Here is a 20,492-nt window from a genome sequence, read left to right on the forward strand (position 1 = left end):
CCATGGCAGAGATCGTCCTCGAGGGAGTCACCAAGCGCTATCCCGACGGATCCCTCGCCGTACGGGACGTGGACCTCGACATCGCCGACGGGGAGTTCGTGATCCTGGTCGGCCCGTCCGGCTGCGGCAAGTCGACCACCCTGAACATGATCGCCGGCCTCGAGGACATCACCGAGGGCACGCTGCGCATCGGCGGACGGGTCGTCAACGACCTCGCCCCCAAGGAGCGGGACGTCGCCATGGTGTTCCAGAGCTACGCCCTGTACCCGCACATGAGCGTGCGGGAGAACATGGGCTTCCCGCTGCGGCTGGCGAAGGTGGACAGGGCCACCATCGACAGCAAGGTCGAGGAGGCCGCCCGGGTGCTCGACCTGAGCGACTTCCTGGACCGCAAACCCGCCAACCTCTCCGGCGGCCAGCGCCAGCGGGTGGCCATGGGACGCGCCATCGTCCGCGATCCCGAGGCGTTCCTCATGGACGAGCCGCTGTCCAACCTGGACGCCAAACTGCGGGTGCAGATGCGCACCCAGATCTCCCGGCTCCAGCGCCGCCTGGGCACCACCACCGTCTACGTCACCCACGACCAGACCGAGGCGATGACCCTCGGCGACCGGGTCGTCGTCATGAGGCAGGGGCTGGTCCAGCAGGTCGGCACTCCCGCCGAGCTCTACGGCATGCCGCGCAACCTGTTCGTCGCCGGCTTCATCGGCTCCCCGGCGATGAACTTCGTCAACGCCTCCCTGGCCGGCGGCACGCTGCGCACCCCCCTCGGCGAGCTGCCGCTGGACGACCGGGCCCGCCGGGTGCTGGAGGAGCGGCGGGCGCCCCGCGACGTCATCGTCGGGCTGCGCCCCGAGGCCTTCGAGGACGCGTCCCTGGCGCACGGGGGCCGGGGGCCCGTCGTCACGGCCACCGTGGACGTACTGGAGTCCCTGGGCTCCGACGCCTACGTGTACTTCCAGGCCGAGGGCGGCCCGGTGACGTCGGCCGAACTGGAGGAACTGGCCACCGACTCGGGCCTGCGCGACGCCGGCGCCGGGACGGCCCAGCAGATCGTGGCCCGGCTGGACGCCGCCACCCGGGCCCGCGAGGGCGCGCCCGTCGAGCTCCGGATCGACATGGGCAAGGCCCACGTCTTCGACCCGTCGACGGGCAGCAACCTCACCCACCCGGAGAGCTGACGGCGCTCCGTCAGATCGCGCAGCCCGCGTGCGCCAGCGCCTGCTTCAGCAGCACGCCGTGCCCGCCCGGCATCTCGCTCTGCACCGCCGGGGACACGGCCTCCTGCGGGCTGAACCACACCAGGTCCAGCGCGTCCTGCCGGGGCCGGCAGTCACCCGTCACCGGCACGATGTACGCCAGCGACACCGCGTGCTGACGAGGATCGTGGAACGCGGTGACGCCCTGGGTGGGGAAGTACTCGGCGACCGTGAACGGCTGCAACGACGCCGGAACCCGCGGCAGCGCCACCGGGCCGAGGTCCTTCTCCAGGTGGCGCAGCAGGGCGTCCCGGACACGCTCGTGGTGCAGCACCCTGCCGGAGACCAGCGTCCGGCTGACCGTGCCGTCGGGCCCGATGCGCAGCAACAGGCCGACACTGGTGACTTCGCCACTGTCGTCGACACGCACGGGCACGGCCTCGACGTACAGGATCGGCATCTGGGCGCGTGCCATCTCCAGGTCGTCGGAGGACAGCCAGCCCGGCGTGGTTTCGGTCATGTCAGACATTGCTTGATCATACTTTCAGCGGTCAGGGCTTCACGGCCACCGCGCCGTACTGCGGCACGACGGGGGTGGAGCCGGGCGCGGCGCGCCACTGCGAGCAGGACACCAGACCCGGTTCCACGAGGTGCAGTCCCTCGAGGAACGCGGTGACGTCCGCGGCGCTGCGGGCGGTGATCGGGGGAGTGGCGTTCTCGTTCCAGAACTCCATGGCGGGCACCTGCGGTTCACCGCCGACCTCGGGATCGGCGGTGGGGTGCGTGAGGACCAGGTAACTCCCCGAGGGCACCGCCGCCATGATCCGGCGCACGATGTCGAGGGCCGCCCCGGTGTCGAGCACGAAGTTCAGGATGCCCAGCATCATCACCGCGACGGGCCGGGTGAGGTCGAGCGTTTCGGCGGCGCGCCGCACGATGGTCCCGGGGTCGTGCACGTCGGCGTCGATGTAGTCGGTGGCGCCCTCGGGGCTCCCGGTCAGCAGGGTGCGGGCGTGGACCAGCACGATCGGGTCGTTGTCGACGTAGACGACCCGTGCGTCCGGCGCGATGCGCTGCGCGATCTCGTGGGTGTTGTCCGCGGTGGGCAGCCCGGTGCCGATGTCGAGGAACTGCCGCACCCCGCGCTCACGGGTCAGGTACGTCACCGCCCGGCCCAGGAAGTCCCGGTCCGCGCGGGCGATGTCCCGGACGACCGGGATGATCGAGGCGACCTGGTCGCCGACCTTCCGGTCGACCTCGTAGTTGTCCTTGCCGCCGATCCAGTGGTTCCACACGCGGGCGTTGTGCGCCACGCCGGTGTCCGGCCGTACCGGCCCGCCCGGCGGCGTGCGGCTCTCGCTCACGTCTGCTGCCTCCCCGTCGCCCCGCGGCCCGTCGGGCCGTCCCGGCCCATTGTGCCGCGCGGTGATCAGGCTGTCCCGTGAACAGGGGAGCGCGGGGACCGCGCCGACGGGGGAGGTGTCATGAGGCGGCACGGCTCAGCGTGTCGTCGGCCACCTCCCGGCCGATCGCCGCGCGCACCAACGCGGCGGCGAGCACCGCGGGTTCGGTGTCCTCCGCCAGGGTGAGGAGCCGCTCCGGGTCCTGCGGCAGCCCGAGCCGCCGCGCGCCGTCGAGGGCCTTGCGGTCCAGATACGGCGCCGCCTCGGGCCAGACGCGCTGGGCCTCCCGCAGGAAGATGTCGGCGCCGGTGGGTCCGATGCCCGGGAACTCCCTCAGCAGGCGCCGGAGTTCCCCGAGGTCGCCGTCCGCCTCCGCGCGGAGCCCGCGCAGGTCCCCGCCCCAGCGCTCGGTCAACAGGGTGGCGCCCTCGCCCAGTTGGGTCGCGGTGCGCTCGTCGTAGCGCCGGTAGCCGCCCCGGCCCAGTGCGTCCACCCGCTTCTGCCGGTCCGCCTCCGCCATGCGGCGGGGATCCCGCAGCCCCGCCTCGTGCAGAGCACGGGCGGAGGCCACGGCGATCGACCCGCTGATGCGGGCACTGAGCAAGTGGGCCAGGACCAGCAGCCGGTACAGCGGCTGCGGCGCGTCCCGCAGCGTGATGCCGGCCTCTTCCGCGTACGTCTCGCCGTGTGCGTCGACGAGGGCGCGCAGCACGGCCCGCTCCTCGTCCCGGCCGGCCACGGCTACCCCTTCAGCGGGTCGTGGCCCAGCGTCATCAGGTGGTGGCGCCGGGCGGTGTCCTCGGCCCGGGGCTCGTTCTCCGGGTCCGCCTGCGCCGTGACCGCGTCCACGACCTCCTCCATCACCCGCAGGTCGTCCTCGGTGAGGTCGGTGCGGCGCTTCTGCAGGATGGCCAGGACGTGCTGCCCCGTCTCGGGGCCCGCCCGGTCGGGCAGCGGTTCCGTCGTCTCCCCGGCGTCGCTCACCCGCAGCCAGGCCGCCAGTTCCGCCGAGGTCATGTTCACCACGCGGTGGAACTCGTCCCACAGCGCGTCCATCTCGAGGGCGTCGCTCATCGTGTGCCCCTTACGTGTTCGTGGTTCCCGGGTGCCGTCTCGCTCAGGACGTCCCGGGGACGTTCTCCGCCTCGAACATCCAGCGCTGCTTCTCCAGTTCCGAGGTGATCGAGATCAGCAGGTCCTGGGTGACCGGGTCGGCCTTCTCGGTGGTGTCGATGCGCTCGCGCAGACGGGTGACCGCCGCGCCGAGCGCGTCGGTCATCAACTGGACGGCCTCCGAGTCGCGCAGCCAGCCCTCGTCGGGGGCGGGCAGGGAGAACACCTTGGCGATGGTCTCCGGGCGGCCGTCCGGCGGCACGCCGAGCGTGGCGGCCCGTTCGGCCACCGTGTCCGCCTGGGCACGCGTCGCCGCGACCACCTCGTCCAGCTGGAGGTGGACGGAGCGGAACCGCGGACCCACGACGTTCCAGTGGGCCTGCTTCCCGATCAGTGACAGCCCGAGCAGGTCCACCAGGGTGTCCTGGAGGGCCTCGGCGGCGATCCGGCGGGCCTCCTCGGGCAGGGTGCTCCTCACGACGGTCATGAAGTGCTGCTCCTCCTTCTCGTGTCGTCCGTGGCCGGGCGGAGCGGGCAACTCGCGTGCGTCCTCACCGGTGGCGCTCCCGGGCTCCCGGGGCGGGCCTGTCCGGGGCCGTCACCCGCGGTGCCGCGCTCCTGGCCACTCTGATCGCGCGGGTGCCCGTGGCCCACCGGCGCAAACCCGGCGGGGCGGGGTGCGGCCGGGATCTTCCCAGCGGAGCGAGCACCGGTCTATAGTCCAAAACTAGCAGTGCTAATCACGAGGAGTCTCGCCGGTCGCGGCATCCCGGCCGGCGCGGGTCAGGAGTCCTGTCGTGCGTCCCGTCCACTTCGCCGCCGCCCGCCGCACCCCCATCGGCAAACTGCGCGGAGCCCTCTCCACGGTCCGGCCCGACGACCTCGCCGCCGCCGTGATCCGCGGCCTGGTCGCCGATCTGCCCGCCCTGGACCCGGCCCGCGTCGACGACGTCTACTGGGGCGCCGCCAACCAGGCCGGTGAGGACAACCGCAACGTCGCCCGCATGGCCGCCCTGCTCGCCGGGCTCCCCGAGTCCGTCCCCGGTGCCACGGTCAACCGGCTGTGCGCCTCCGGGCTGGAGGCGGTCACCACCGCCGCCCGCACCATCGCGGCCGGCGAGGCCGACATCGTGATCGCCGGCGGTTCCGAGTCGATGAGCCGCGCCCCCTTCGTCCTGCCCCGCCCCGAGGAGGCCCTCCCGCACCGCATGGAGACCGTCGACACCCGGCTGGGATGGCGGCTGGTCAACCCCGCGATGAAGGAACTGCACGGCCTGCTGGCCATGGGGGAGACCGCGGAGGAGGTCGCCGCCCGGTACGGCATCGCGCGCGAACGCCAGGACGCGTTCGCCCTGCGCAGCCACCGGCGCGCCGCGGAGGCCCGCAAGAACGGCCACTTCGACGACGAACTGCTGCCCGTCACCCGCCCGGACGGAGTGGTCGTCGACGCCGACGAGTGCGTCCGCGAGGACACCTCGGTGGAGAAGCTGGCCCGCCTCAAGCCCGTCTTCCGCGCCGGCGGTTCGGTCACCGCGGGCAACGCCTCCCCGATGAACGACGGCGCGGCCGGCCTCGTCCTCGTCAGTGAGGAGGCGCTCCGGGAGCTGGGGCTCCAGTCGCTCGGCCGTTATGTCGCCGGAGTCTCCGCGGGCGTCCACCCGGACGTCATGGGCATCGGTCCCGTCCCGGCCACGCGCAAGGTCCTCGCCCGTGCCGGCTGGGACATCGGCGACCTGGGGGAGGCCGAGTTCAACGAGGCCTTCGCGGCCCAGGCCCTCGCCTGCGTGGACCAGCTCGGCATCGACCCGGACCTGGTCAACCCCAGCGGCGGCGCGATCGCGCTGGGCCACCCGCTGGGCTGCTCCGGCGCCCGCATCCTCACCACCCTGCTGCACCGCATGCGCCGCACCGGGGCCGGACGCGGCCTGGCCACCATGTGCGTGGGCGTCGGGCAGGGCAGCGCGGTGCTGGTCGAGCGCGCCTGACACCGAGCGGGCCGGTCACCGTCGCGAGGAGCCGTCAGGCGGGACGGTCCTTACCCGGCTCCGTTGCTTGCACATAGCATCGGTTGCCGCATGAACACCATGAGCCTCTGGCACCTCACCGGCTGGGAATTCGCCGCGCTCGCCTTCGCCGCCCTGCTCGTCGGCTTCTCCAAGACCGCCGTCAGCGGGGCGAACACGGTCAGCCTGGCCATCTTCGCCGCCGTCCTGCCCGCCCGCGCCTCCACCGGCGTCCTGCTCCCCATCCTGATCGCCGGCGACCTGCTCGCCGTGCTCACCTACCGCCGGCACGCCCACTGGCCCACACTGTGGCGGCTGTTCCCGGCGGTCGCTGCGGGCGTCGTCGCCGGCACCGTGTTCCTGATGTGGGCGGACGACGGGATCGTACGGACCTCGATCGGAGCGATCCTGCTGCTGATGGCCGGCGTGACCGTGTGGCGGCGGCGCCGGGCCGACACCGAGGACGACCCCGACCGGGTCACCACCCGCGCCGGCCGCGCGAAGGCCCGCTCCTACGGCGTCCTCGGCGGCTTCACCACCATGGTCGCCAACGCGGGCGGCCCGGTGATGTCGATGTACCTGCTCTCCGCCGGCTTCCGGAAGCTGGGGTTCCTGGGCACCTCGGCGTTCTTCTTCCTCATCGTCAACACCTCCAAGCTGCCCTTCAGCGCCGGTCTCGGCCTCATCGACGCCGACTCGCTGCTGCTCGACGCCGCACTCGTGCTCTTCGTGGTGCCCGGCGCGCTGCTCGGCAGGTGGGCCGTGAACCGGATCAACCAGCGGCTCTTCGAGCACCTGGTGATCGCGGCGACCGTGGTGGGCGGCGTGCAGCTACTGATCCCCTGAACGCGGCCCGCCCGGCCGCGTCCCCTCCCGCGGACCGGCCGGCGGCCCGGTGCCGGACGACGCGCTGTGGAGCGGACGGTGCCGCCGGCTCGGCGCCGCGGTACGGCCCACCGTCGCCGCCAGCTTGCGCAGCCGCCGCCAGTCCAGCCGGGGCGGCGCCGGGGCGACACCGGGCCGCCTGCGCGGCACCCGGACCCGGAGCGCCCCCGGTGCGATGCGGCAGCGCACGGGCGCCGGCAGCACCATGGCCTCCCCGTCGACTCCCGCCTCGATCCGGTCGACGTCCGCCTCGATGAGGACCTCAGGCGCGGTCAGGACGGTGAGCCCGCTCGGATCCGGGTGCAGCAGCAGACCGGCCGCACCGACGGCGCCCTCCAGCCTGACCCCGAGGACACCGAGCACGGCCGAGTCGAGCCGCTCCCGCCGCCCGAGCCCGAAGGGGTCGCCCGTGCGGTACGGGTTGTTGCTGACCAGCACGGCCTGCGGAGCCGTCAGCGTCGTGTCCCCGGCGCGGGCGACCAGCCGGGGCCCCTGCTGCCCGGTGAGCAGGTCCGGCAGCATCTCCAGACTGGTGCCGATCTTGTCGTCCCGGTAGGCGGGGCTCTGCACGATCGCCGCGTACGCGCCGAACGACGCGTTGTTCACGAACGGCTGGTCGCCGGCGAATCCCAGGTCGACCCGGAGCTCCACGCCGTCGGTGAGCGCGTCGAGACAGGCGGCCGGGTTCCCGCGGTCGAGGCCGAGGTCCAGGGCGAAGTGGTTGCGCGTCCCGGCGCTGATCACCAGGAACGGGATGTCGTGCTCGGCGGCCACGGCCGCGACCAGCGCCTGGGTGCCGTCGCCCCCGGCGGCGCCCAGCAGGTCGGCGCCGTCCGCGACGGCGGCCCGGGCCAGCTCGGTGACATCGTGCTGCCCGCCGGGCCCGAGCAGTACCACCCGGGCGCCCAGCCGCTCGGCCTTCTCCCGCAGCCGGAACCGGCCCACCTTGCCGCCGCCCGACCGGGGATTCATGATCAGCACCGGCTTCCGGGGCGGCGGCAGCCGCCGCTCCCGTACGTGGGCCTGCCCGCCACCCGTGCCGCGCAGCGCGTACCTGCCGCTCCACACCGCCAGTCCCCACAGGGCCAGCGACACCAGCAGCGCCCAGAACAGCGTCACCGCGAACAGGGCCAGCAGACCGGCCGGCACACAGACGGCGACCAGCGCCGACACCCAGCGCAGCGGCCCCCGCAGGGTCAGCGTCCACCACACGGCGGCCGCGCTGAGTCCCAGCCCCGCCACCCCGGACACCAGCAGCAGCAGACCGCGCAGCCCGCCGTAGACCAAGGGGGTCGCCACCGCGAGCGCGGCGGCGGCCAGTGCCCCCCGTGCCGCCCAACGCTGGGCGTGGTAGCCCCGCTCGCTCCAGTCCACGGCCATGACTCCTCCAGTCGCCCGGCGTCATCGTAGGGCGTGCACGCACCCGAGCGCGGCCCGACGGTGATCACCGGCCGGCCCGGCCCCCGGCCGGTCCGCCCCGGCGGCCGCACGCCGGCGCCCGCGTCGCGCCGGGTCGTCCCGTCAGGAGGTCCCCCGCAGCCGGGGCGCCCGCGCCCCCGCGTCCACGGGGCCATCGCCCCGCTCCACGGCCCCGGCGAGCTCCCGGGCCCAGGCGATCACACCCGGGAGGTCGATCCCGTGCGGCCGGTCCTCGGCCCCCGCGGCCCATTCCTCCACCGCACCGGCACCCCGCCGCAGCAGCCGCGCCCCGCCCGTGGCGTTCCCCCGGGCGGCGTGGGTGAGCCCCACCGCGAGCTGGGCCAGTCCCCGCCACAGCTCCCGCTCCCGCTCCGGCCCCGACTTCCAGGCGTCCTCGAACACCTCGTGCGCGTGGAACGGCCTCCCCGCGTCCAGCAGCCGCTGCGCCTCCGCGACGCTCTCCTCCGGCCGCCGCACCACCCCCTCCGGCTGCCGGGGCACGCCCTCGGCCCCGTACGGCAGGGGTCGTCCGAGCCCGTCCCGGGGCCGCGCGTTGCGCGCCCGCCCCTCGGTGTCCCGGTCGCGCGCGGCGGCCGTCCGCCCGGTGGAGGTGCTGTCCGTGCTGCCCATGCACCGATTGTCCCAGGCCCGGACCGGCTTCGGCCGGGACCGGGGTGTGGGGTAAAGTGCTGTTCGCGCGCTCACGCGGATCACCCCGCGCACGCGCATCGGGACGTGGCGCAGCTTGGTAGCGCACTTGACTGGGGGTCAAGGGGTCGCAGGTTCAAATCCTGTCGTCCCGACTTGCTGGAACCGCAGGTCGGCAGGCCGTACCGAACACATCGGTACGGCCTTTCCCGTCCCCCTCCCCGTGCCGGGGCGTGGTAGAAGCGGGCATGAGCACTGAGCACCCGACCTCCCGGCGATCGGCCCGCCGATGACCGCCGGCATCGACACCCCGGACCGCCGGGGACGCACCGGACTCGACCGCACGGGCCGCGACCTGACCGGCAACCCGCGGGTCCGGGTCCGGGACGTGAGACTGCTGTCCAGCCACTGGTACGTCGAGCGCACCACGACCTTCGACCTCCAGCGCGCCGACGGCACCTGGAGCACCCAGGAACGCGAGACGCACGACCGCGGCAACGGCGCCACCCTGCTGCTCCACGACACCGAACGCGAAACCGTGCTGCTCACCCGCCAGTTCCGCTTCCCCGCCTATGTCAACGGCCACCCCGACGGGATGCTGATCGAGACGCCGGGCGGCCTGCTCGACGACGAGGACGAGCACCCCGAGGTCGCCGTGCGCCGCGAGGTGGTGGAGGAGACCGGGCACACCATCGGCCCCGTGCAGCACGTCTTCGACGTCTACATGAGCCCCGGCTCGGTCACCGAACGCGTCAGCTTCTACGCCGCCGCCTACGGCCCGGCCACCCTCACCCACGAGGGCGGCGGCCTGCACGAGGAGGGGGAGGACATCGAGATCCTCGAACTGCCCTTCCGCGAGGCCCTGCGGATGATCCGCACCGGCGCGATCAACGACGCGAAGACCATCATGCTGCTCCAGTGGGCCGCCCTGGAGGGCCCCTTCGCCGGCCTCAGCGCAAGGTGATCCGGGCCGCCACCGGCAGATGGTCGCTGCCGGTGGCGGGCAGGGCACGGATGTGGTCCACGGTCGCGGAGCGGGCCATCACCTGGTCGATCCGCGCCAGCGGCAGCGACGCGGGGAAGCTGAGGGCGAAACCCCGCCGCGCCGCGCCCAGCCGCGAGGTCAGCGGCTCCAGCCCACGGTCGTCGGCCGTGCCGTTCAGGTCGCCCAGCAGGATCACCCGCTCCAGCCGCTCCGCGGCCACGGCCCTGCCCAGCAGTCCGGCGCTCTCGTCGCGCCGGGCGGACGCGAGGCCGCCCGCCCCGACCCGGACCGAGGGCAGGTGCGCGACGTACACGGCGGTGTCGCCGTGCGGCGTGCGGACCACCGTCCGCAGTCCACGGCTCCAGGGCTCCGTGAGGTCATGGGGCCTGATGCCCACGAGCCGGGTGCCGGTCAGCGGATGCCTCGACCACAGCCCCACGGTGCCCCGCACCACGTGGTGCGGGTAGTCCGCGGCGAGGGTGCGCCGGTAGACCCGCAGGGCGCCGGGCACCAGCTCCTGGAGCGCGATGAGGTCGGGCCCGGCCCCGGCCAGCGCGCGGGCCGTGCCCGCCGGGTCGGTGTTCTCGTCGCTGACGTTGTGCTGCACCACCAGCAGGGTGCGCGGTCCGGGCGCCGCCCCGGGCAGCAGCAGCCCGCCGAAGAGGTGCGTCCACGCCGCCGTGGGCAGCAGCAGGGCCAGCAGCGCGACCGCCGACCGGCGCAGCACGGCCAGCAGGAACAGCGGCACGACCGCCAGGCCGAGCCACGGCAGGAACGACTCCAGCAGGGAGCCCACCCGGCCCGGCCGGTCGGGCATCACCCCGTGGAACGCCGTCAGCGCCGCCACCAGCACCGCGCAGCCGGCGAGCACCCGCCCCCGCGTCCACGCCCACCACTCCCGCCGCACCCGTCTCCCCGTCCGCTCGGCCCGTCGTGGAGGACGAACCGCGGGGGAGAACAGTTTCACCGCGGGCACGGGAGTTCGCCCGCCACGCTTGACCTCGAGCGCTCTCCAACAGGAAGACTCCCCTCCAGTGCCCCGACAACGGGGCGCGGCACAGGAGGAGTTGGCCATGAAGTACCGCACCATCGGCACCGGTCCGTACAGCCGGCGGGTGAGCGTGCTCGCGCTCGGCGCGATGCTGTTCGGTTCGACGACCGACGAGAGGACCGCGTTCGCCCTGCTCGACCGTTACGCCGAAGCCGGCGGCAACTTCGTCGACACGTCCGACAACTACGCCTTCTGGACCGACGGCGGCCAGGGCGGCCAGAGCGAGGAACTCCTCGGCCGCTGGCGGCGCAGCCGGGGCGTCGGTGAGGAGATGGTGTTCGCGACCAAGCTCGGCGCCCGCCCCCTCGCCCCCGGCACGGACTACGTCGACAACCCGGAGGGCCTGTCCGCGAAGGTGATCAGGGAGTCCGCCGAGCGCAGCCGCGAACGGCTCGGCCTGGAGCGGCTCGACCTGCTGTACGCCCACATCGACGACCACACCGTCCCGCAGCGGGAGACGGTCGAGGGCTTCGCGGCCCTGGTCGCCGAGGGCACGGTCGGACTGCTCGGGGTGAGCAACCAGGCCGTGTGGCGGGTGGAGCGGGCCCGCGCCATCGCGGCGGCGGCCGGACTGCCCGGGTACGAGGTGCTCCAGTACCAGCACAGCTACCTCCGGCCCCGGTCCGACGTCCCCGAGCGCCTGTTCCCCGACGGCAGCCTCGGCCACGCCGGAGCGGAACTGGCCGGCTACCTGCGCGCGGAACCCGCTCTCACCCTGGTCGCCTACTCACCGCTGCTCAAGGGCGCCTACACCCGCCCCGAACGGCTGCCCCACGACTACGACCACCCGGGCACGCCCGCCCGCCTCGCGGCGCTGCACGAGGTCGCCCGGGAGACCGGGGCGACACCCAACCAGGTGACCCTGGCCTGGCAGCTCGGCCACGAGCTGCCGATCCTCCCGCTGGCCGGGGTGTCCTCCCTGGAGCAGCTGGAGGAGAACCTGGCGGCGGTGGACCTGGAACTCTCCCCGCAGCAGCGGGCCCGGCTGGACGCGGCGCACTGAGACGGACAACCGCGCCCGCCGGTGGGACGGTGGAGGGGGTACCGGCCCGTCCGGAGGGAGTCCCCGCCATGACCACCCGTCCAGCCGCCCCTTTCCCGCGGGCGACCCCCGAGGGCCTGCTGTGGGAACCCAGCGAGCGCTGGGTGCGCGGCACCGCCGGCGACGTCACCGTCGTCGACAGCCGCCACCCCGTCCTCGTCTGGGAACCCCGGCTGCCCGTCCCGCAGTACGCCTTCCCCCGGAAGGAGGTGCGCACGGACCTCCTCCGTCCCGCCCGGCGCCCCCGGACGGGCAGCCACACCGGTTCGACGGTCTTCTACGACCTCCACGCCGCCGGCGACCCGCGCCCGAACGCCGCCTGGACCTTCCCCGCCGACGACCTGTCCGGGTACATCGCCTTCGCCTGGTTCGGGCCCGGCGGCACCGGCCTCGACCACTGGTACGAGGAGGACGAGGAGATCTTCGTCCACCCCCGCGACCCGCACAAACGGGTGGACGCGATGCCGAGCAGCCGCCACGTCCGGGTCGAGATCGGGGGCACCGTCGTCGCCGACACCGCACACCCGGTCCTGCTGTTCGAGACGTCACTGCCGACCCGCTACTACCTTCCGCGCGAGGACGTCCGCCTGGACCTCTTCGCGCCCGCGGACCACAGCACCCGGTGCCCGTACAAGGGCACGGCCGACGCGTACTGGTCCTGGCGCGGCGACGGGGCCGTACCGCCGCACATCCTGTGGAGCTACCCCGACCCGCTGCCCGCGGTGGCCGTGATCAAGGACCGCCTCGCCTTCTACAACGAGGCGGTCGACCTGACCGTGGACGGCGAGCGGCTGCCGCGCCCGGTCACCCCGTTCAGCGCGGGCCTCAGGGCCTGACCAGCAGCTGGAAGTCGAACGAGTAACGGGACGCGCGGTAGATGTGGGTGCCGAACTCCACCGGCCGGCCCGTGTCGTCGTACGCCGTGCGCTCCATGGTGAGCAGGGCCGCGCCCTCCCGCTCACCCAGGCGCGCGGCCTCCTGCGCGGTGGCCGAGCGGGCGCCGACGGTCTGGCGGGCGCTGTGCAGGGTGATGCCGGCCGAACGCATCATCCGGTACAGGCCGGTCGCCTCCAGGCGGTCGTCGTCCAGCTCCAGCAGGCCCGGCGGCAGGTAGTTGCACAGCAGGGCGACGGGCTGGCCGTGGGTGCTGCGCAGGCGCTCCAGGAGGACGACCTCCTCGCCCTCCGCCAGGCCCAGCGCCGCGGCCGTGCCGGGGGAGGCCGGCACCGTCTCGTGGCGGACCACCAGGGTGGCCGGGCCCTGACCGGCCGCCTCCAGGTCGTCGTAGAGGCTGCTCAGCTCCAGCGGGCGCCTGACCCGGCTGTGCACCACCTGGGTGCCCACCCCGCGCCGCCGGACGAGCAGCCCCTTGTCGACGAGGGACTGGATGGCCTGGCGGACGGTGGGGCGGGACAGGCCGAGGCGGACCGAGAGGTCCACCTCGTTGCCCAGCAGGTTCCCCGGGGCGAGCACCCCGCGCTGGATGGCCGCCTCCAGCTGCTGGGCGAGCTGGTGGTACAGCGGCACCGGACTGCCCCGGTCCAGGGCGAAGTCCAGGGCGCTCAGCGCGGGTTCGGCCGCCGGACGCGCGCGGTCACCGGTCTTCGCCATGGTACGGACCTCCCTCGGGAGTGCGGACGGTGCGGGCGGGTTCACAGGTGACGGCGGCGCGCGACGACCTGCGCGTCGTAGCGTTCGCGGGCCCGGACGGCGGCCGGGCGGGAGGCCACCTCGGCCACCGGCACGTCCCACCAGGCCTCGGCCGGCGGAGCCCCGGTCGCCGGATCGGTCTCGACGTACACGCAGGTGGGGCGGTCCGAGGCGCGTGCCTCGGCGAGCGCGCCGCGCAGTTCCCCGACGGTCTTGGCGCGCAGTACGCGCATGCCCAGGCTGGCCGCGTTGGCGGCCAGGTCGACGGGCAGCGGGGCGCCGGTGAAGGTGCCGTCGGCGGCCCGGTGGCGGTAGGCGGTGCCGAAGCGCTCGCCGCCGGTCTCCTCGGAGAGACCGCCGATGGAGGCGTAGCCGTGGTTCTGGACCAGCACCATGGTGACGGGCAGGCCCTCCTGGACGGCCGTGACGATCTCCGTCGGCATCATCAGGTACGTGCCGTCGCCGACCAGGGCCCACACCGGGGTGCCGGGCGCGGCCTGCTGGACGCCGAGCGAGGCGGGGATCTCGTACCCCATGCAGGAGTAGCCGTACTCCAGGTGGTACTGGCGGGGGCTGCGCGCTCGCCACAGCTTGTGCAGGTCGCCGGGGAGCGAACCGGCCGCGTTGATCACCACGTCCTCGTCGCCGACGACGGCGTCCAGCGCGCCCAGTACCTGCGTCTGCGTGGGCACGGCGCTGTCGTCGTCGGCCCGGAAGGCGCGCTCGACCACCTGCTCCCACCGCTCCTTGCCCGCCCGGTACCCGTCCGCGTACGACTCCTCCACCCGGTGCCCGGCCAGCGCCCCGGCGAGCTGCTCCAGACCGGCCCGCGCGTCGCAGACCAGGGTGCGCGCCGCCAGCTTGTGCGCGTCGAAGGCGGTGATGTTGAGGTTGAGGAAGCGCACGCCGGGGTTCTGGAACAGGGTGCCGGAGGCGGTGGTGAAGTCGGTGTAGCGGGTGCCGACACCGATCACCAGGTCGGCGGTGCGGGCGGCCTCGTCGCTCACCGCGGTACCGGTGTGGCCGATGCCGCCGAGGTCGGCGGGGTGGTCGTGGCGCAGGGAACCCTTGCCGGCCTGGGTGGAGGCGACGGGGATGCCGGTGGCGTCCACCAGTGCCCTCAGGGCCTCCTCGGCCTCGCTGTGGTGCACCCCGCCGCCCGCGACGATCAGCGGCCGCCGCGCCGCCCGCACCGCCTCCGCGGCCGCCGCCAGCTCCACCGGGTCAGGGGCGGGACGCCGTACGGACCACACCCGCTCGGCGAAGAACTCCTCGGGCCAGTCGTACGCCTCCGCCTGCACGTCCTGCGGCAGGGCGAGGGTGACGGCGCCGGTCTCGGCCGGGTCGGCGAGCACCCGCATCGCGTTGAGCGCGGAGGGGATCAGCGCCTCGGGCCGGGTGACGCGGTCGAAGTACCGCGACACCGGGCGGAGCGTGTCGTTGACCGACACGTCGGCCCCGACCGGGTGTTCCAGCTGCTGGAGCAGGGGGTCCGCGGCGCGGGAGGCGAAGTAGTCGCCCGGGAGCAGGAGTACCGGCAGCCGGTTGATCGTGGCGAGGGCCGCCCCGGTGACCAGGTTGGTCGCCCCGGGCCCGATGGAGGTCGTCACCGCCTGCGCGGAGAGCCGGTTCAGCTGACGGGTGTAGCCGACCGCCGCGTGCACCATCGCCTGCTCGTTGCGGCCCTGGTGGTACGGCATGACGTCGGCGTACTCGACCAGCGCCTGCCCGATGCCGGCCACGTTGCCGTGACCGAAGATGCCCCAGGTGCCCGCGATCAGCCGGCGCCGCACGCCGTCCCGTTCGGTGTACTGGGCGGACAGGAACCGCACCAGCGCCTGTGCGGTCGTCAGTCGGCGGGTGGTGGCGCTCATGCGGACCTCTCCGGTGCGGTGTAGAGGGGGAGTCGGGGGTCGACGGACCGGTCCTGCCAGGTGTCGCGGATCCAGGCGTGGTCGGGGTGGTCGCAGATCAGCCAGGCGCGCTCGTCCCCGGGGCCCGCCATGACGTTGAGGTAGTACATGTGGTGGCCGGGCACCGCCATGGACGGCCCGTGCCAGCCGTCGGGGATGAGGACGACGTCGCCGTCGCGCACCTCCGCCAGCACGTCCGTGTCGCGGCCCGGGCCGGAGGGGGAGACCCGCTGGTAGCCCAGGCCCGGTGTGCCGTCGTGGGCGGCGAACTCGAAGTAGTAGATCTCCTCCAGCACGGACTCCTCGCCCGGCCGGTGCTCGTCGTGCTTGTGCGGCGGGAAGGACGACCAGTTGCCGCCCGGGGTGAGCACCTCGACGGCGATGAGCCGGTCGCATTCGAACACCCCCGCCGCGCCGAAGTTGTTGACCTGCCGTGAGCAGTTCCCGGTGCCGCGCAGTTCCACGGGCACGCCGGAGGCGGGGCCGTAACGGGCGGGCAGGCGGCGGGTGCAGCGGGCGCCGGTGAGGGCGAACCGGCCGCCCCGGGCGGAGGTCACGCCCGCGCGGGCGTCGCGCGGGACGTAGGCGAAGTCGCTCACGCCGTCGAACACGCTCGCACGACCGGCGAGTTCGAAGGTGTGACGGCCGGATGCGTCGTCCACGGCGACCGTGCAGCCACCGCTCAGCGGCAGCACGATCCACTCGCTGTCGTCCGTGTCGAACATGTGCGTGCCGCCGGGCTCCAGCTCCAGGACGCGCAGACTCGAATGGTCCCAGCCGGCCGTCTTCGGGCTCACGTCGACGGCGTAGGGCCCGGCGAGGGCCCGGCCCGCGGGAAGGTGGTGCGTCATGCGGTGCCTCCGGTGTCGTAGGGGCTTCTCACAACAGGCCGACGGCCGTGTCGACCGCCTTCTCCACACTGCCGTCCGCCGGGTAGAGCAGGGAGCGGCCGACGACCATCCCCTGCACGGTGGGCAGGCGCAGCGCCTTGCCCCACCGCTCGTACGCGGCCTCCTGGTCGCCGACCTCCCCGCCGAGCAGCACCACCGGCAGCGTCGAGGTCCGCAGCACCTCCGCCATGTCGTCGACGTCGTCGGTGACCGGCAGCTTCAGCCAGGTGTAGGCGGAGGTGCCGCCCAGGCCGGAGGCGATGGCGATGGAGCGGGTGACGGCCTCGGCGGACAGGTCGTTGCGCACCCGGCCGTCCACCCGGCGGGAGATGAACGGCTCCACGAACACCGGCAGCCGGCGTTCGGCCATGGCGTCGACGGCGCGCGCGGAGGACTCCAGGGTGGTCAGCGAGCCGGGGTCGTCGTAGTCGATCCGGACCAGCAGCTTGCCGGCGTCGAATCCGAGCCGGGCGATGTCCTCGGCGCGGTGGCCGGTGAAGCGGTCGTCCATCTCGAAGGACGCGCCCGCCAGGCCGCCGCGGTTCATCGACCCCATGACGACCTTGTTCTCCAGCGCCCCGAGCAGCAGCAGGTCCTCCAGGATGTCGGCGGTGGCCAGCACCCCGTCCACACCCGGCCGGGACAGCGCGACGCAGAGACGCTCCAGCAGGTCGGCCCGGTCCGCCATGGCCAGGCGCCGGTCGCCTATGCCGAGCGCGCCCCGGGCCGGGTGGTCGGCGGCCACGATCATCAGCCGGCCGCTGTCGCCGATCAGCGGGCGGCGGGCCCGGCGGGCGGCCGCCTCGGCGACGGCCTCCGGGTTGCGGGCGCGGACCGCGGTGAGGTCGGGGATGCTGAGATTCAAGGAAAGGGCTCCGTTCAGGACTGGCTCGGCAGGCCCGCCGCGTCCTGCGACGCGGCCCGCGCGAGAAGGTCCGCCACTTCCAACGGTGTCGGCATGGCGGACGAGCAGGCGAGGCGCGAGGCGACGAGGGCGCCGGCGGCGTTGGCGTGGCGCAAGGTCCGCTCCAGGTCCCAGCCGGCGAGCAGACCGTGGCAGAGCGAGCCGCCGAAGGCGTCGCCCGCGCCGAGACCGTTGACCACCTCGACCGGCACCGGGGGCACCTCGGCCCGGGTGCCGTCGCGGTGCACGGCGAGCACACCCTTCGGGCCCTGCTTGACCACGGCCAGCTCCACCCCGGCCGCGAGCAGCGCCCGCGCGCAGGCCTCGGGCTCGCGCACGCCCGTGGCGACCTCGCACTCGTCGAGGTTGCCGACCGCGACCGTCGCGTGCCGCAGCGCCTCGCGGTAGTACGGGCGGGCCTGGTCCGGGTCCCGCCAGAACATGGGGCGCCAGTCCAGGTCGAAGACGGTGGTGCCGGACTTGTCGCGGGCCGCGAGGGCGTCCAGGGTGGCCGAGCGGCTCGGCTCCTCGCTGAGCCCCGTGCCGGTGACCCAGAAGATCCCCGCGGCGCGCACCGCGGGCAGGTCCAGCTCGTGGGTGTGGATCTCCAGGTCGGGGGCCTTGGGGCGGCGGTAGAAGTAGAGCGGGAAGTCGTCCGGCGGGAAGATCTCGCAGAACGTGACGGGGGTGGGGTGGGCCGGCACCGGGGTGACCCAGCGGTCGTCCACGCCGAAGTCGTTCAGCGCCTCGTGCAGGTAGGTGCCGAAGGGGTCCGCCCCGGTGCGGGTGATCAGGGCCGTCGAGCGGCCCAGCCGGGCGGCCGCGACCGCGACGTTCGCGGCCGATCCGCCCAGGAACTTCCCGAATGTCTCCACCTGCGACAGCGGCACACCGGTCTGCAGGGGATAAAGATCGACCCCGATGCGACCCATGGTGATGAGGTCGAAATACTGTGGTGAGTCGGCCATGAAGCGATGCTCCTGAAGCTGCTGGGGATGCGGGTCCCGAGGCGCCCTGCCACGGTGGGACGTGGATTCCCGGGACCCGCCGCCTCTCAGGTGTAGGTCTCCGGGGGCGGCGATGTCAATAGTTTGTACTTACATTCGGACGAGCGCGTGAAATGATGTCTTAACAAAGTATTGACAGCAGCCGTATCTGGGGATTGGATCGCGTCCCAGCACGACAGCCGTGTGCCACGGCACACACCCGGACTCCCGGAGTCCCGGGCCCCCGGGCCCCGGACTCCCGCCCTTTCCCCGCGTAGCACAGTGAGGTGCAGGACAGATGGACCGCTCTTCTCACACCCGCTCCCGCAGAATCGCGCCGCTCGTCGCGGTCGCGGCGGCAGCCGCCCTGACCCTCGCCGGCTGTTCCAGCGGTTCCGGCGGCAAGAAGTCCGAGGAGGGCGGCGCCGACGCCTCGGCGGGCAAGGCCTCCACGCCCCGCATGAAGGTCGCCCTCGTCACCCACCAGGCACCCGGCGACACCTTCTGGGACATCGTCCGCAAGGGGGCCGAGGCCGCGGCCGCCAAGGACAACGTCGACCTCGTCTACTCCGCGGACCCGAACGCGGGCAGCCAGGCCAACCTGGTGCAGAACGCGATCGACCAGAAGGTCGACGGCATCGCCGTCACCCTGGCCAAGCCGGACGCCCTCAAGGACGTCATCAACAAGGCCTCGGCGGCCGGCATACCCGTCGTCGGCCTCAACTCCGGCCTGTCCGACTGGAAGGACCTCGGCCTGCTGGAGTTCTTCGGCCAGGACGAGTCCGTCGCGGGTGAGGCGTTCGGCAAGAAGCTCAACGAGGTCGGAGCCAAGAGCGCCCTCTGCGTCGTCCACGAGCAGGGCAACGTCGGCCTGACCCAGCGCTGCGACGGCGTGAAGAAGACCTTCGAGGGCGAGACCCAGGTCGTCAACGTCAACGGCACCGACATGCCGTCCGTGAAGTCGACCGTCACCGCCAAGCTCAAGCAGGACTCCTCCATCGACTACGTCGTCACCCTCGGCGCGCCCTTCGCGCCGACCGCGGTGCAGTCGGTGGGCGACGCCGGCAGCAAGGCGAAGGTCGCCACCTTCGACCTCAACAAGGACCTGACCAAGGCGATCCAGGCCGGTGACATCGAGTTCGCCGTGGACCAGCAGCCCTACCTCCAGGGCTACCTCGCCGTCGACGGCCTGTGGCTCTACAAGAACAACGGCAACTACAGCGGTGGCGGTGAGCAGCCGGTCCTCACCGGTCCGGCGTTCGTCGACAAGTCCAACGTCGACGCGGTCTCCGAGTACGCCGCGAAGGGCACTCGGTGATGAGCATGGCGCGACAGGCTGAGCCGGCGGCGGTCACGCCGCCGCCGGCTCCCGGCCCGAAGGAGAGCGACGGGCGCACGGTGCGGCGCCCGCTGGCGCTGCGGCTGCTCGCCCGGCCCGAGGTCGGCGTGTTCCTCGGCGCCGTCGCCGTCCTCGTGTTCTTCCTCGTCACCGCCCCGCCCGTGCGGGACGGCAGCTCGATGGCGAACATCCTGTACCAGTCGTCGACCATCGGGATCATGGCGCTGCCGGTGGCGCTGCTGATGATCGGCGGCGAGTTCGACCTCTCGGCCGGTGTCGCCGTCATCACCTCGGCGCTCACCGCGAGCATGCTCAGCTACCAGCTCACCCTCAACGTCTGGGTGGGCGTCGTGGTCGCCCTGGTGGTCTCCCTCGCCGTCGGCATGTTCAACGGATGGATGCTGGTCAAGACGGGGCTGCCCAGCTTCCTCGTGACCCTCGGCACCTTCCTGATCCTCCAGGGCGTCAACCTCGCCGTGACCAAACTGGTCACCGGCAACGTTGCCACCGACGACATCAGCGACATGGACGGCTTCGACCAGGCCAAGGCGCTCTTCGCCTCCAGCTTCGAGGTCGGCGGCGTCCAGGTGAAGATCACCGTGGTGTGGTGGCTGGTCTTCGCCGCCCTGGCCACCTGGGTCCTGCTGCGCACCAAGTACGGCAACTGGATCTTCGCGGTCGGCGGCAACAAGGAGAGCGCCCGCGCGGTCGGCGTCCCCGTCACCTTCACCAAGATCTCGCTGTTCATGCTGGTCGGCTTCGGCGCCTGGTTCGTCGGCATGCACAACCTGTTCTCCTTCAACACCGTGCAGTCCGGCGAGGGCGTGGGCCAGGAGCTCATCTACATCGCCGCGGCGGTCATCGGCGGCTGCCTGCTGACCGGCGGCTACGGCTCCGCGATCGGCCCGGTCTTCGGCGCCTTCATGTTCGGCATGGTGCAGCAGGGCATCGTCTACGCCGGCTGGAACCCCGACTGGTTCAAGGCCTTCCTCGGCGTGATGCTCCTCGGCGCCGTCCTCATCAATCTGTGGGTCCAGCGCACGGCGACCCGGAGGTGACCGC

21 protein-coding genes and 1 tRNA gene are annotated in these 20,492 nt (G+C 73.2%); 9 read left to right on the forward strand and 13 right to left on the reverse strand.

Features of this window, described 5'->3' with window-relative positions; all coding sequences use genetic code 11:
* The first annotated feature begins 2 nt into the window (after window positions 1-2).
* Window positions 3-1,181 carry an ABC transporter ATP-binding protein gene (locus IE118_RS31740; protein WP_189561557.1) on the forward strand — a complete coding sequence of 393 codons (1,179 nt, stop codon included), beginning with the start codon at window positions 3-5 and terminating at the stop codon, window positions 1,179-1,181.
* A gap of 10 nt (window positions 1,182-1,191) precedes the next feature.
* Here IE118_RS31740 and IE118_RS31745 read toward each other — a convergent pair whose 3' ends face one another.
* The 5 genes from IE118_RS31745 to IE118_RS31765 form a co-directional block, all read right to left on the reverse strand.
* Window positions 1,192-1,728 (reverse strand): NUDIX hydrolase family protein, encoded by a 537-nt coding sequence (locus IE118_RS31745; RefSeq protein ID WP_189561558.1) that lies wholly within the window; start codon window positions 1,726-1,728, stop codon window positions 1,192-1,194.
* 22 nt (window positions 1,729-1,750) lie between these two features.
* Entirely contained in the window at window positions 1,751-2,563 is an 813-nt protein-coding gene (locus IE118_RS31750; protein WP_189561559.1) for an SAM-dependent methyltransferase, read from the reverse strand.
* 118 nt (window positions 2,564-2,681) lie between these two features.
* On the reverse strand, window positions 2,682-3,341 hold the full coding sequence (locus IE118_RS31755) for an HhH-GDP family DNA glycosylase (RefSeq protein ID WP_189561560.1): 660 nt from the start codon (window positions 3,339-3,341) through the stop codon (window positions 2,682-2,684).
* 2 nt (window positions 3,342-3,343) lie between these two features.
* Window positions 3,344-3,676 (reverse strand): DUF3140 domain-containing protein, encoded by a 333-nt coding sequence (locus IE118_RS31760; RefSeq protein ID WP_189561561.1) that lies wholly within the window; start codon window positions 3,674-3,676, stop codon window positions 3,344-3,346.
* Window positions 3,677-3,719: 43 nt separating this feature from the next.
* Window positions 3,720-4,202 (reverse strand): Dps family protein, encoded by a 483-nt coding sequence (locus tag IE118_RS31765; protein ID WP_189561562.1) that lies wholly within the window; start codon window positions 4,200-4,202, stop codon window positions 3,720-3,722.
* A 310-nt stretch (window positions 4,203-4,512) separates the two neighbouring features.
* On the opposite strand from IE118_RS31765, the gene IE118_RS31770 reads away from it, so the two are divergent.
* Both IE118_RS31770 and IE118_RS31775 read left to right on the forward strand, forming a co-directional pair.
* Window positions 4,513-5,700 (forward strand): thiolase family protein, encoded by a 1,188-nt coding sequence (locus IE118_RS31770; RefSeq protein WP_189561563.1) that lies wholly within the window; start codon window positions 4,513-4,515, stop codon window positions 5,698-5,700.
* A gap of 90 nt (window positions 5,701-5,790) precedes the next feature.
* The gene (locus tag IE118_RS31775) at window positions 5,791-6,564 is read left to right on the forward strand and encodes a sulfite exporter TauE/SafE family protein (RefSeq protein ID WP_189561564.1); all 774 of its coding nucleotides are present in this window, start codon (window positions 5,791-5,793) and stop codon (window positions 6,562-6,564) included.
* Here the strand turns inward: IE118_RS31775 and IE118_RS31780 are convergent.
* Complete coding sequence (locus IE118_RS31780) at window positions 6,550-7,983, reverse strand: diacylglycerol/lipid kinase family protein (RefSeq protein WP_229847039.1); 1,434 nt, start codon at window positions 7,981-7,983, stop codon at window positions 6,550-6,552. The two genes, IE118_RS31775 and IE118_RS31780, sit on opposite strands and share 15 nt — an antisense overlap.
* Window positions 7,984-8,124: 141 nt before the next feature.
* Window positions 8,125-8,652: a DUF309 domain-containing protein gene (locus IE118_RS31785; protein WP_189561565.1), complete on the reverse strand. Its 528-nt coding sequence runs from the start codon at window positions 8,650-8,652 to the stop codon at window positions 8,125-8,127.
* A gap of 99 nt (window positions 8,653-8,751) precedes the next feature.
* Between IE118_RS31785 and IE118_RS31790 the strand changes: the two genes are divergently transcribed.
* A tRNA-Pro gene (locus IE118_RS31790) sits at window positions 8,752-8,825 on the forward strand.
* Window positions 8,826-8,959: 134 nt separating this feature from the next.
* On the forward strand, window positions 8,960-9,634 hold the full coding sequence (locus IE118_RS31795) for an NUDIX domain-containing protein (protein WP_189561566.1): 675 nt from the start codon (window positions 8,960-8,962) through the stop codon (window positions 9,632-9,634).
* On the opposite strand, the gene IE118_RS31800 is transcribed toward IE118_RS31795, so the two are convergent.
* Complete coding sequence (locus IE118_RS31800; protein WP_373303256.1) at window positions 9,621-10,562, reverse strand: endonuclease/exonuclease/phosphatase family protein; 942 nt, start codon at window positions 10,560-10,562, stop codon at window positions 9,621-9,623. The genes IE118_RS31795 and IE118_RS31800 overlap by 14 nt on opposite strands.
* 166 nt (window positions 10,563-10,728) lie before the next feature.
* Between IE118_RS31800 and IE118_RS31805 the strand changes: the two genes are divergently transcribed.
* Both IE118_RS31805 and IE118_RS31810 read left to right on the forward strand, forming a co-directional pair.
* Window positions 10,729-11,709: an aldo/keto reductase gene (locus IE118_RS31805; protein WP_189561568.1), complete on the forward strand. Its 981-nt coding sequence runs from the start codon at window positions 10,729-10,731 to the stop codon at window positions 11,707-11,709.
* A gap of 68 nt (window positions 11,710-11,777) precedes the next feature.
* Window positions 11,778-12,584 (forward strand): DUF427 domain-containing protein, encoded by an 807-nt coding sequence (locus tag IE118_RS31810; RefSeq protein ID WP_189561569.1) that lies wholly within the window; start codon window positions 11,778-11,780, stop codon window positions 12,582-12,584.
* Here the strand turns inward: IE118_RS31810 and IE118_RS31815 are convergent.
* From IE118_RS31815 to iolC, 5 genes are read right to left on the reverse strand one after another with little or no spacing between them, the layout of a single operon-like run.
* Window positions 12,574-13,359, reverse strand: a complete 786-nt coding sequence (locus IE118_RS31815) for a GntR family transcriptional regulator (protein WP_189561570.1) — start codon at window positions 13,357-13,359, stop codon at window positions 12,574-12,576. The two genes, IE118_RS31810 and IE118_RS31815, sit on opposite strands and share 11 nt — an antisense overlap.
* A 41-nt stretch (window positions 13,360-13,400) precedes the next feature.
* Window positions 13,401-15,272, reverse strand: a complete 1,872-nt coding sequence (gene iolD, locus IE118_RS31820; RefSeq protein ID WP_189561571.1) for a 3D-(3,5/4)-trihydroxycyclohexane-1,2-dione acylhydrolase (decyclizing) — start codon at window positions 15,270-15,272, stop codon at window positions 13,401-13,403.
* The gene (iolB, locus tag IE118_RS31825; RefSeq protein WP_189561572.1) at window positions 15,269-16,162 is read right to left on the reverse strand and encodes a 5-deoxy-glucuronate isomerase; all 894 of its coding nucleotides are present in this window, start codon (window positions 16,160-16,162) and stop codon (window positions 15,269-15,271) included. The genes iolD and iolB overlap by 4 nt, the downstream gene beginning before the upstream one ends.
* 28 nt (window positions 16,163-16,190) lie before the next feature.
* Window positions 16,191-17,066: a Cgl0159 family (beta/alpha)8-fold protein gene (locus tag IE118_RS31830; protein WP_189561573.1), complete on the reverse strand. Its 876-nt coding sequence runs from the start codon at window positions 17,064-17,066 to the stop codon at window positions 16,191-16,193.
* A 14-nt stretch (window positions 17,067-17,080) separates the two neighbouring features.
* Window positions 17,081-18,073, reverse strand: a complete 993-nt coding sequence (gene iolC / locus IE118_RS31835) for a 5-dehydro-2-deoxygluconokinase (protein WP_189561574.1) — start codon at window positions 18,071-18,073, stop codon at window positions 17,081-17,083.
* A 316-nt stretch (window positions 18,074-18,389) separates the two neighbouring features.
* Here iolC and IE118_RS31840 point away from each other — a divergent pair, with 316 nt between their 5' ends.
* Both IE118_RS31840 and IE118_RS31845 read left to right on the forward strand, forming a co-directional pair.
* Window positions 18,390-19,409: a sugar ABC transporter substrate-binding protein gene (locus tag IE118_RS31840; RefSeq protein WP_189561575.1), complete on the forward strand. Its 1,020-nt coding sequence runs from the start codon at window positions 18,390-18,392 to the stop codon at window positions 19,407-19,409.
* On the forward strand, window positions 19,409-20,488 hold the full coding sequence (locus tag IE118_RS31845) for an ABC transporter permease (RefSeq protein WP_189561576.1): 1,080 nt from the start codon (window positions 19,409-19,411) through the stop codon (window positions 20,486-20,488). The genes IE118_RS31840 and IE118_RS31845 overlap by 1 nt, the downstream gene beginning before the upstream one ends.
* Window positions 20,489-20,492: the final 4 nt, after the last annotated feature.

The organism is Streptomyces pilosus (assembly GCF_014649835.1).
GTDB lineage: Bacteria > Actinomycetota > Actinomycetes > Streptomycetales > Streptomycetaceae > Streptomyces > Streptomyces pilosus.

What these genes read in the sequence shown, in the direction of transcription:
- IE118_RS31740 (WP_189561557.1), top strand. Translation starts at nt 3, where the DNA reads ATGGCAGAGATCGTCCTCGAGGGAGTCACCAAGCGCTATCCCGACGGA.
- IE118_RS31745 (WP_189561558.1), bottom strand. Translation starts at nt 1,728, where the DNA reads ATGTCTGACATGACCGAAACCACGCCGGGCTGGCTGTCCTCCGACGAC.
- IE118_RS31760 (WP_189561561.1), bottom strand. Translation starts at nt 3,676, where the DNA reads ATGAGCGACGCCCTCGAGATGGACGCGCTGTGGGACGAGTTCCACCGC.
- IE118_RS31765 (WP_189561562.1), bottom strand. Translation starts at nt 4,202, where the DNA reads ATGACCGTCGTGAGGAGCACCCTGCCCGAGGAGGCCCGCCGGATCGCC.
- IE118_RS31775 (WP_189561564.1), top strand. Translation starts at nt 5,791, where the DNA reads ATGAACACCATGAGCCTCTGGCACCTCACCGGCTGGGAATTCGCCGCG.
- IE118_RS31780 (WP_229847039.1), bottom strand. Translation starts at nt 7,983, where the DNA reads ATGGCCGTGGACTGGAGCGAGCGGGGCTACCACGCCCAGCGTTGGGCG.
- IE118_RS31785 (WP_189561565.1), bottom strand. Translation starts at nt 8,652, where the DNA reads ATGGGCAGCACGGACAGCACCTCCACCGGGCGGACGGCCGCCGCGCGC.
- IE118_RS31795 (WP_189561566.1), top strand. Translation starts at nt 8,960, where the DNA reads ATGACCGCCGGCATCGACACCCCGGACCGCCGGGGACGCACCGGACTC.
- IE118_RS31805 (WP_189561568.1), top strand. Translation starts at nt 10,729, where the DNA reads ATGAAGTACCGCACCATCGGCACCGGTCCGTACAGCCGGCGGGTGAGC.
- IE118_RS31810 (WP_189561569.1), top strand. Translation starts at nt 11,778, where the DNA reads ATGACCACCCGTCCAGCCGCCCCTTTCCCGCGGGCGACCCCCGAGGGC.
- IE118_RS31815 (WP_189561570.1), bottom strand. Translation starts at nt 13,359, where the DNA reads ATGGCGAAGACCGGTGACCGCGCGCGTCCGGCGGCCGAACCCGCGCTG.
- iolD (WP_189561571.1), bottom strand. Translation starts at nt 15,272, where the DNA reads ATGAGCGCCACCACCCGCCGACTGACGACCGCACAGGCGCTGGTGCGG.
- iolB (WP_189561572.1), bottom strand. Translation starts at nt 16,162, where the DNA reads ATGACGCACCACCTTCCCGCGGGCCGGGCCCTCGCCGGGCCCTACGCC.
- iolC (WP_189561574.1), bottom strand. Translation starts at nt 18,073, where the DNA reads ATGGCCGACTCACCACAGTATTTCGACCTCATCACCATGGGTCGCATC.
- IE118_RS31840 (WP_189561575.1), top strand. Translation starts at nt 18,390, where the DNA reads ATGGACCGCTCTTCTCACACCCGCTCCCGCAGAATCGCGCCGCTCGTC.
- IE118_RS31845 (WP_189561576.1), top strand. Translation starts at nt 19,409, where the DNA reads ATGAGCATGGCGCGACAGGCTGAGCCGGCGGCGGTCACGCCGCCGCCG.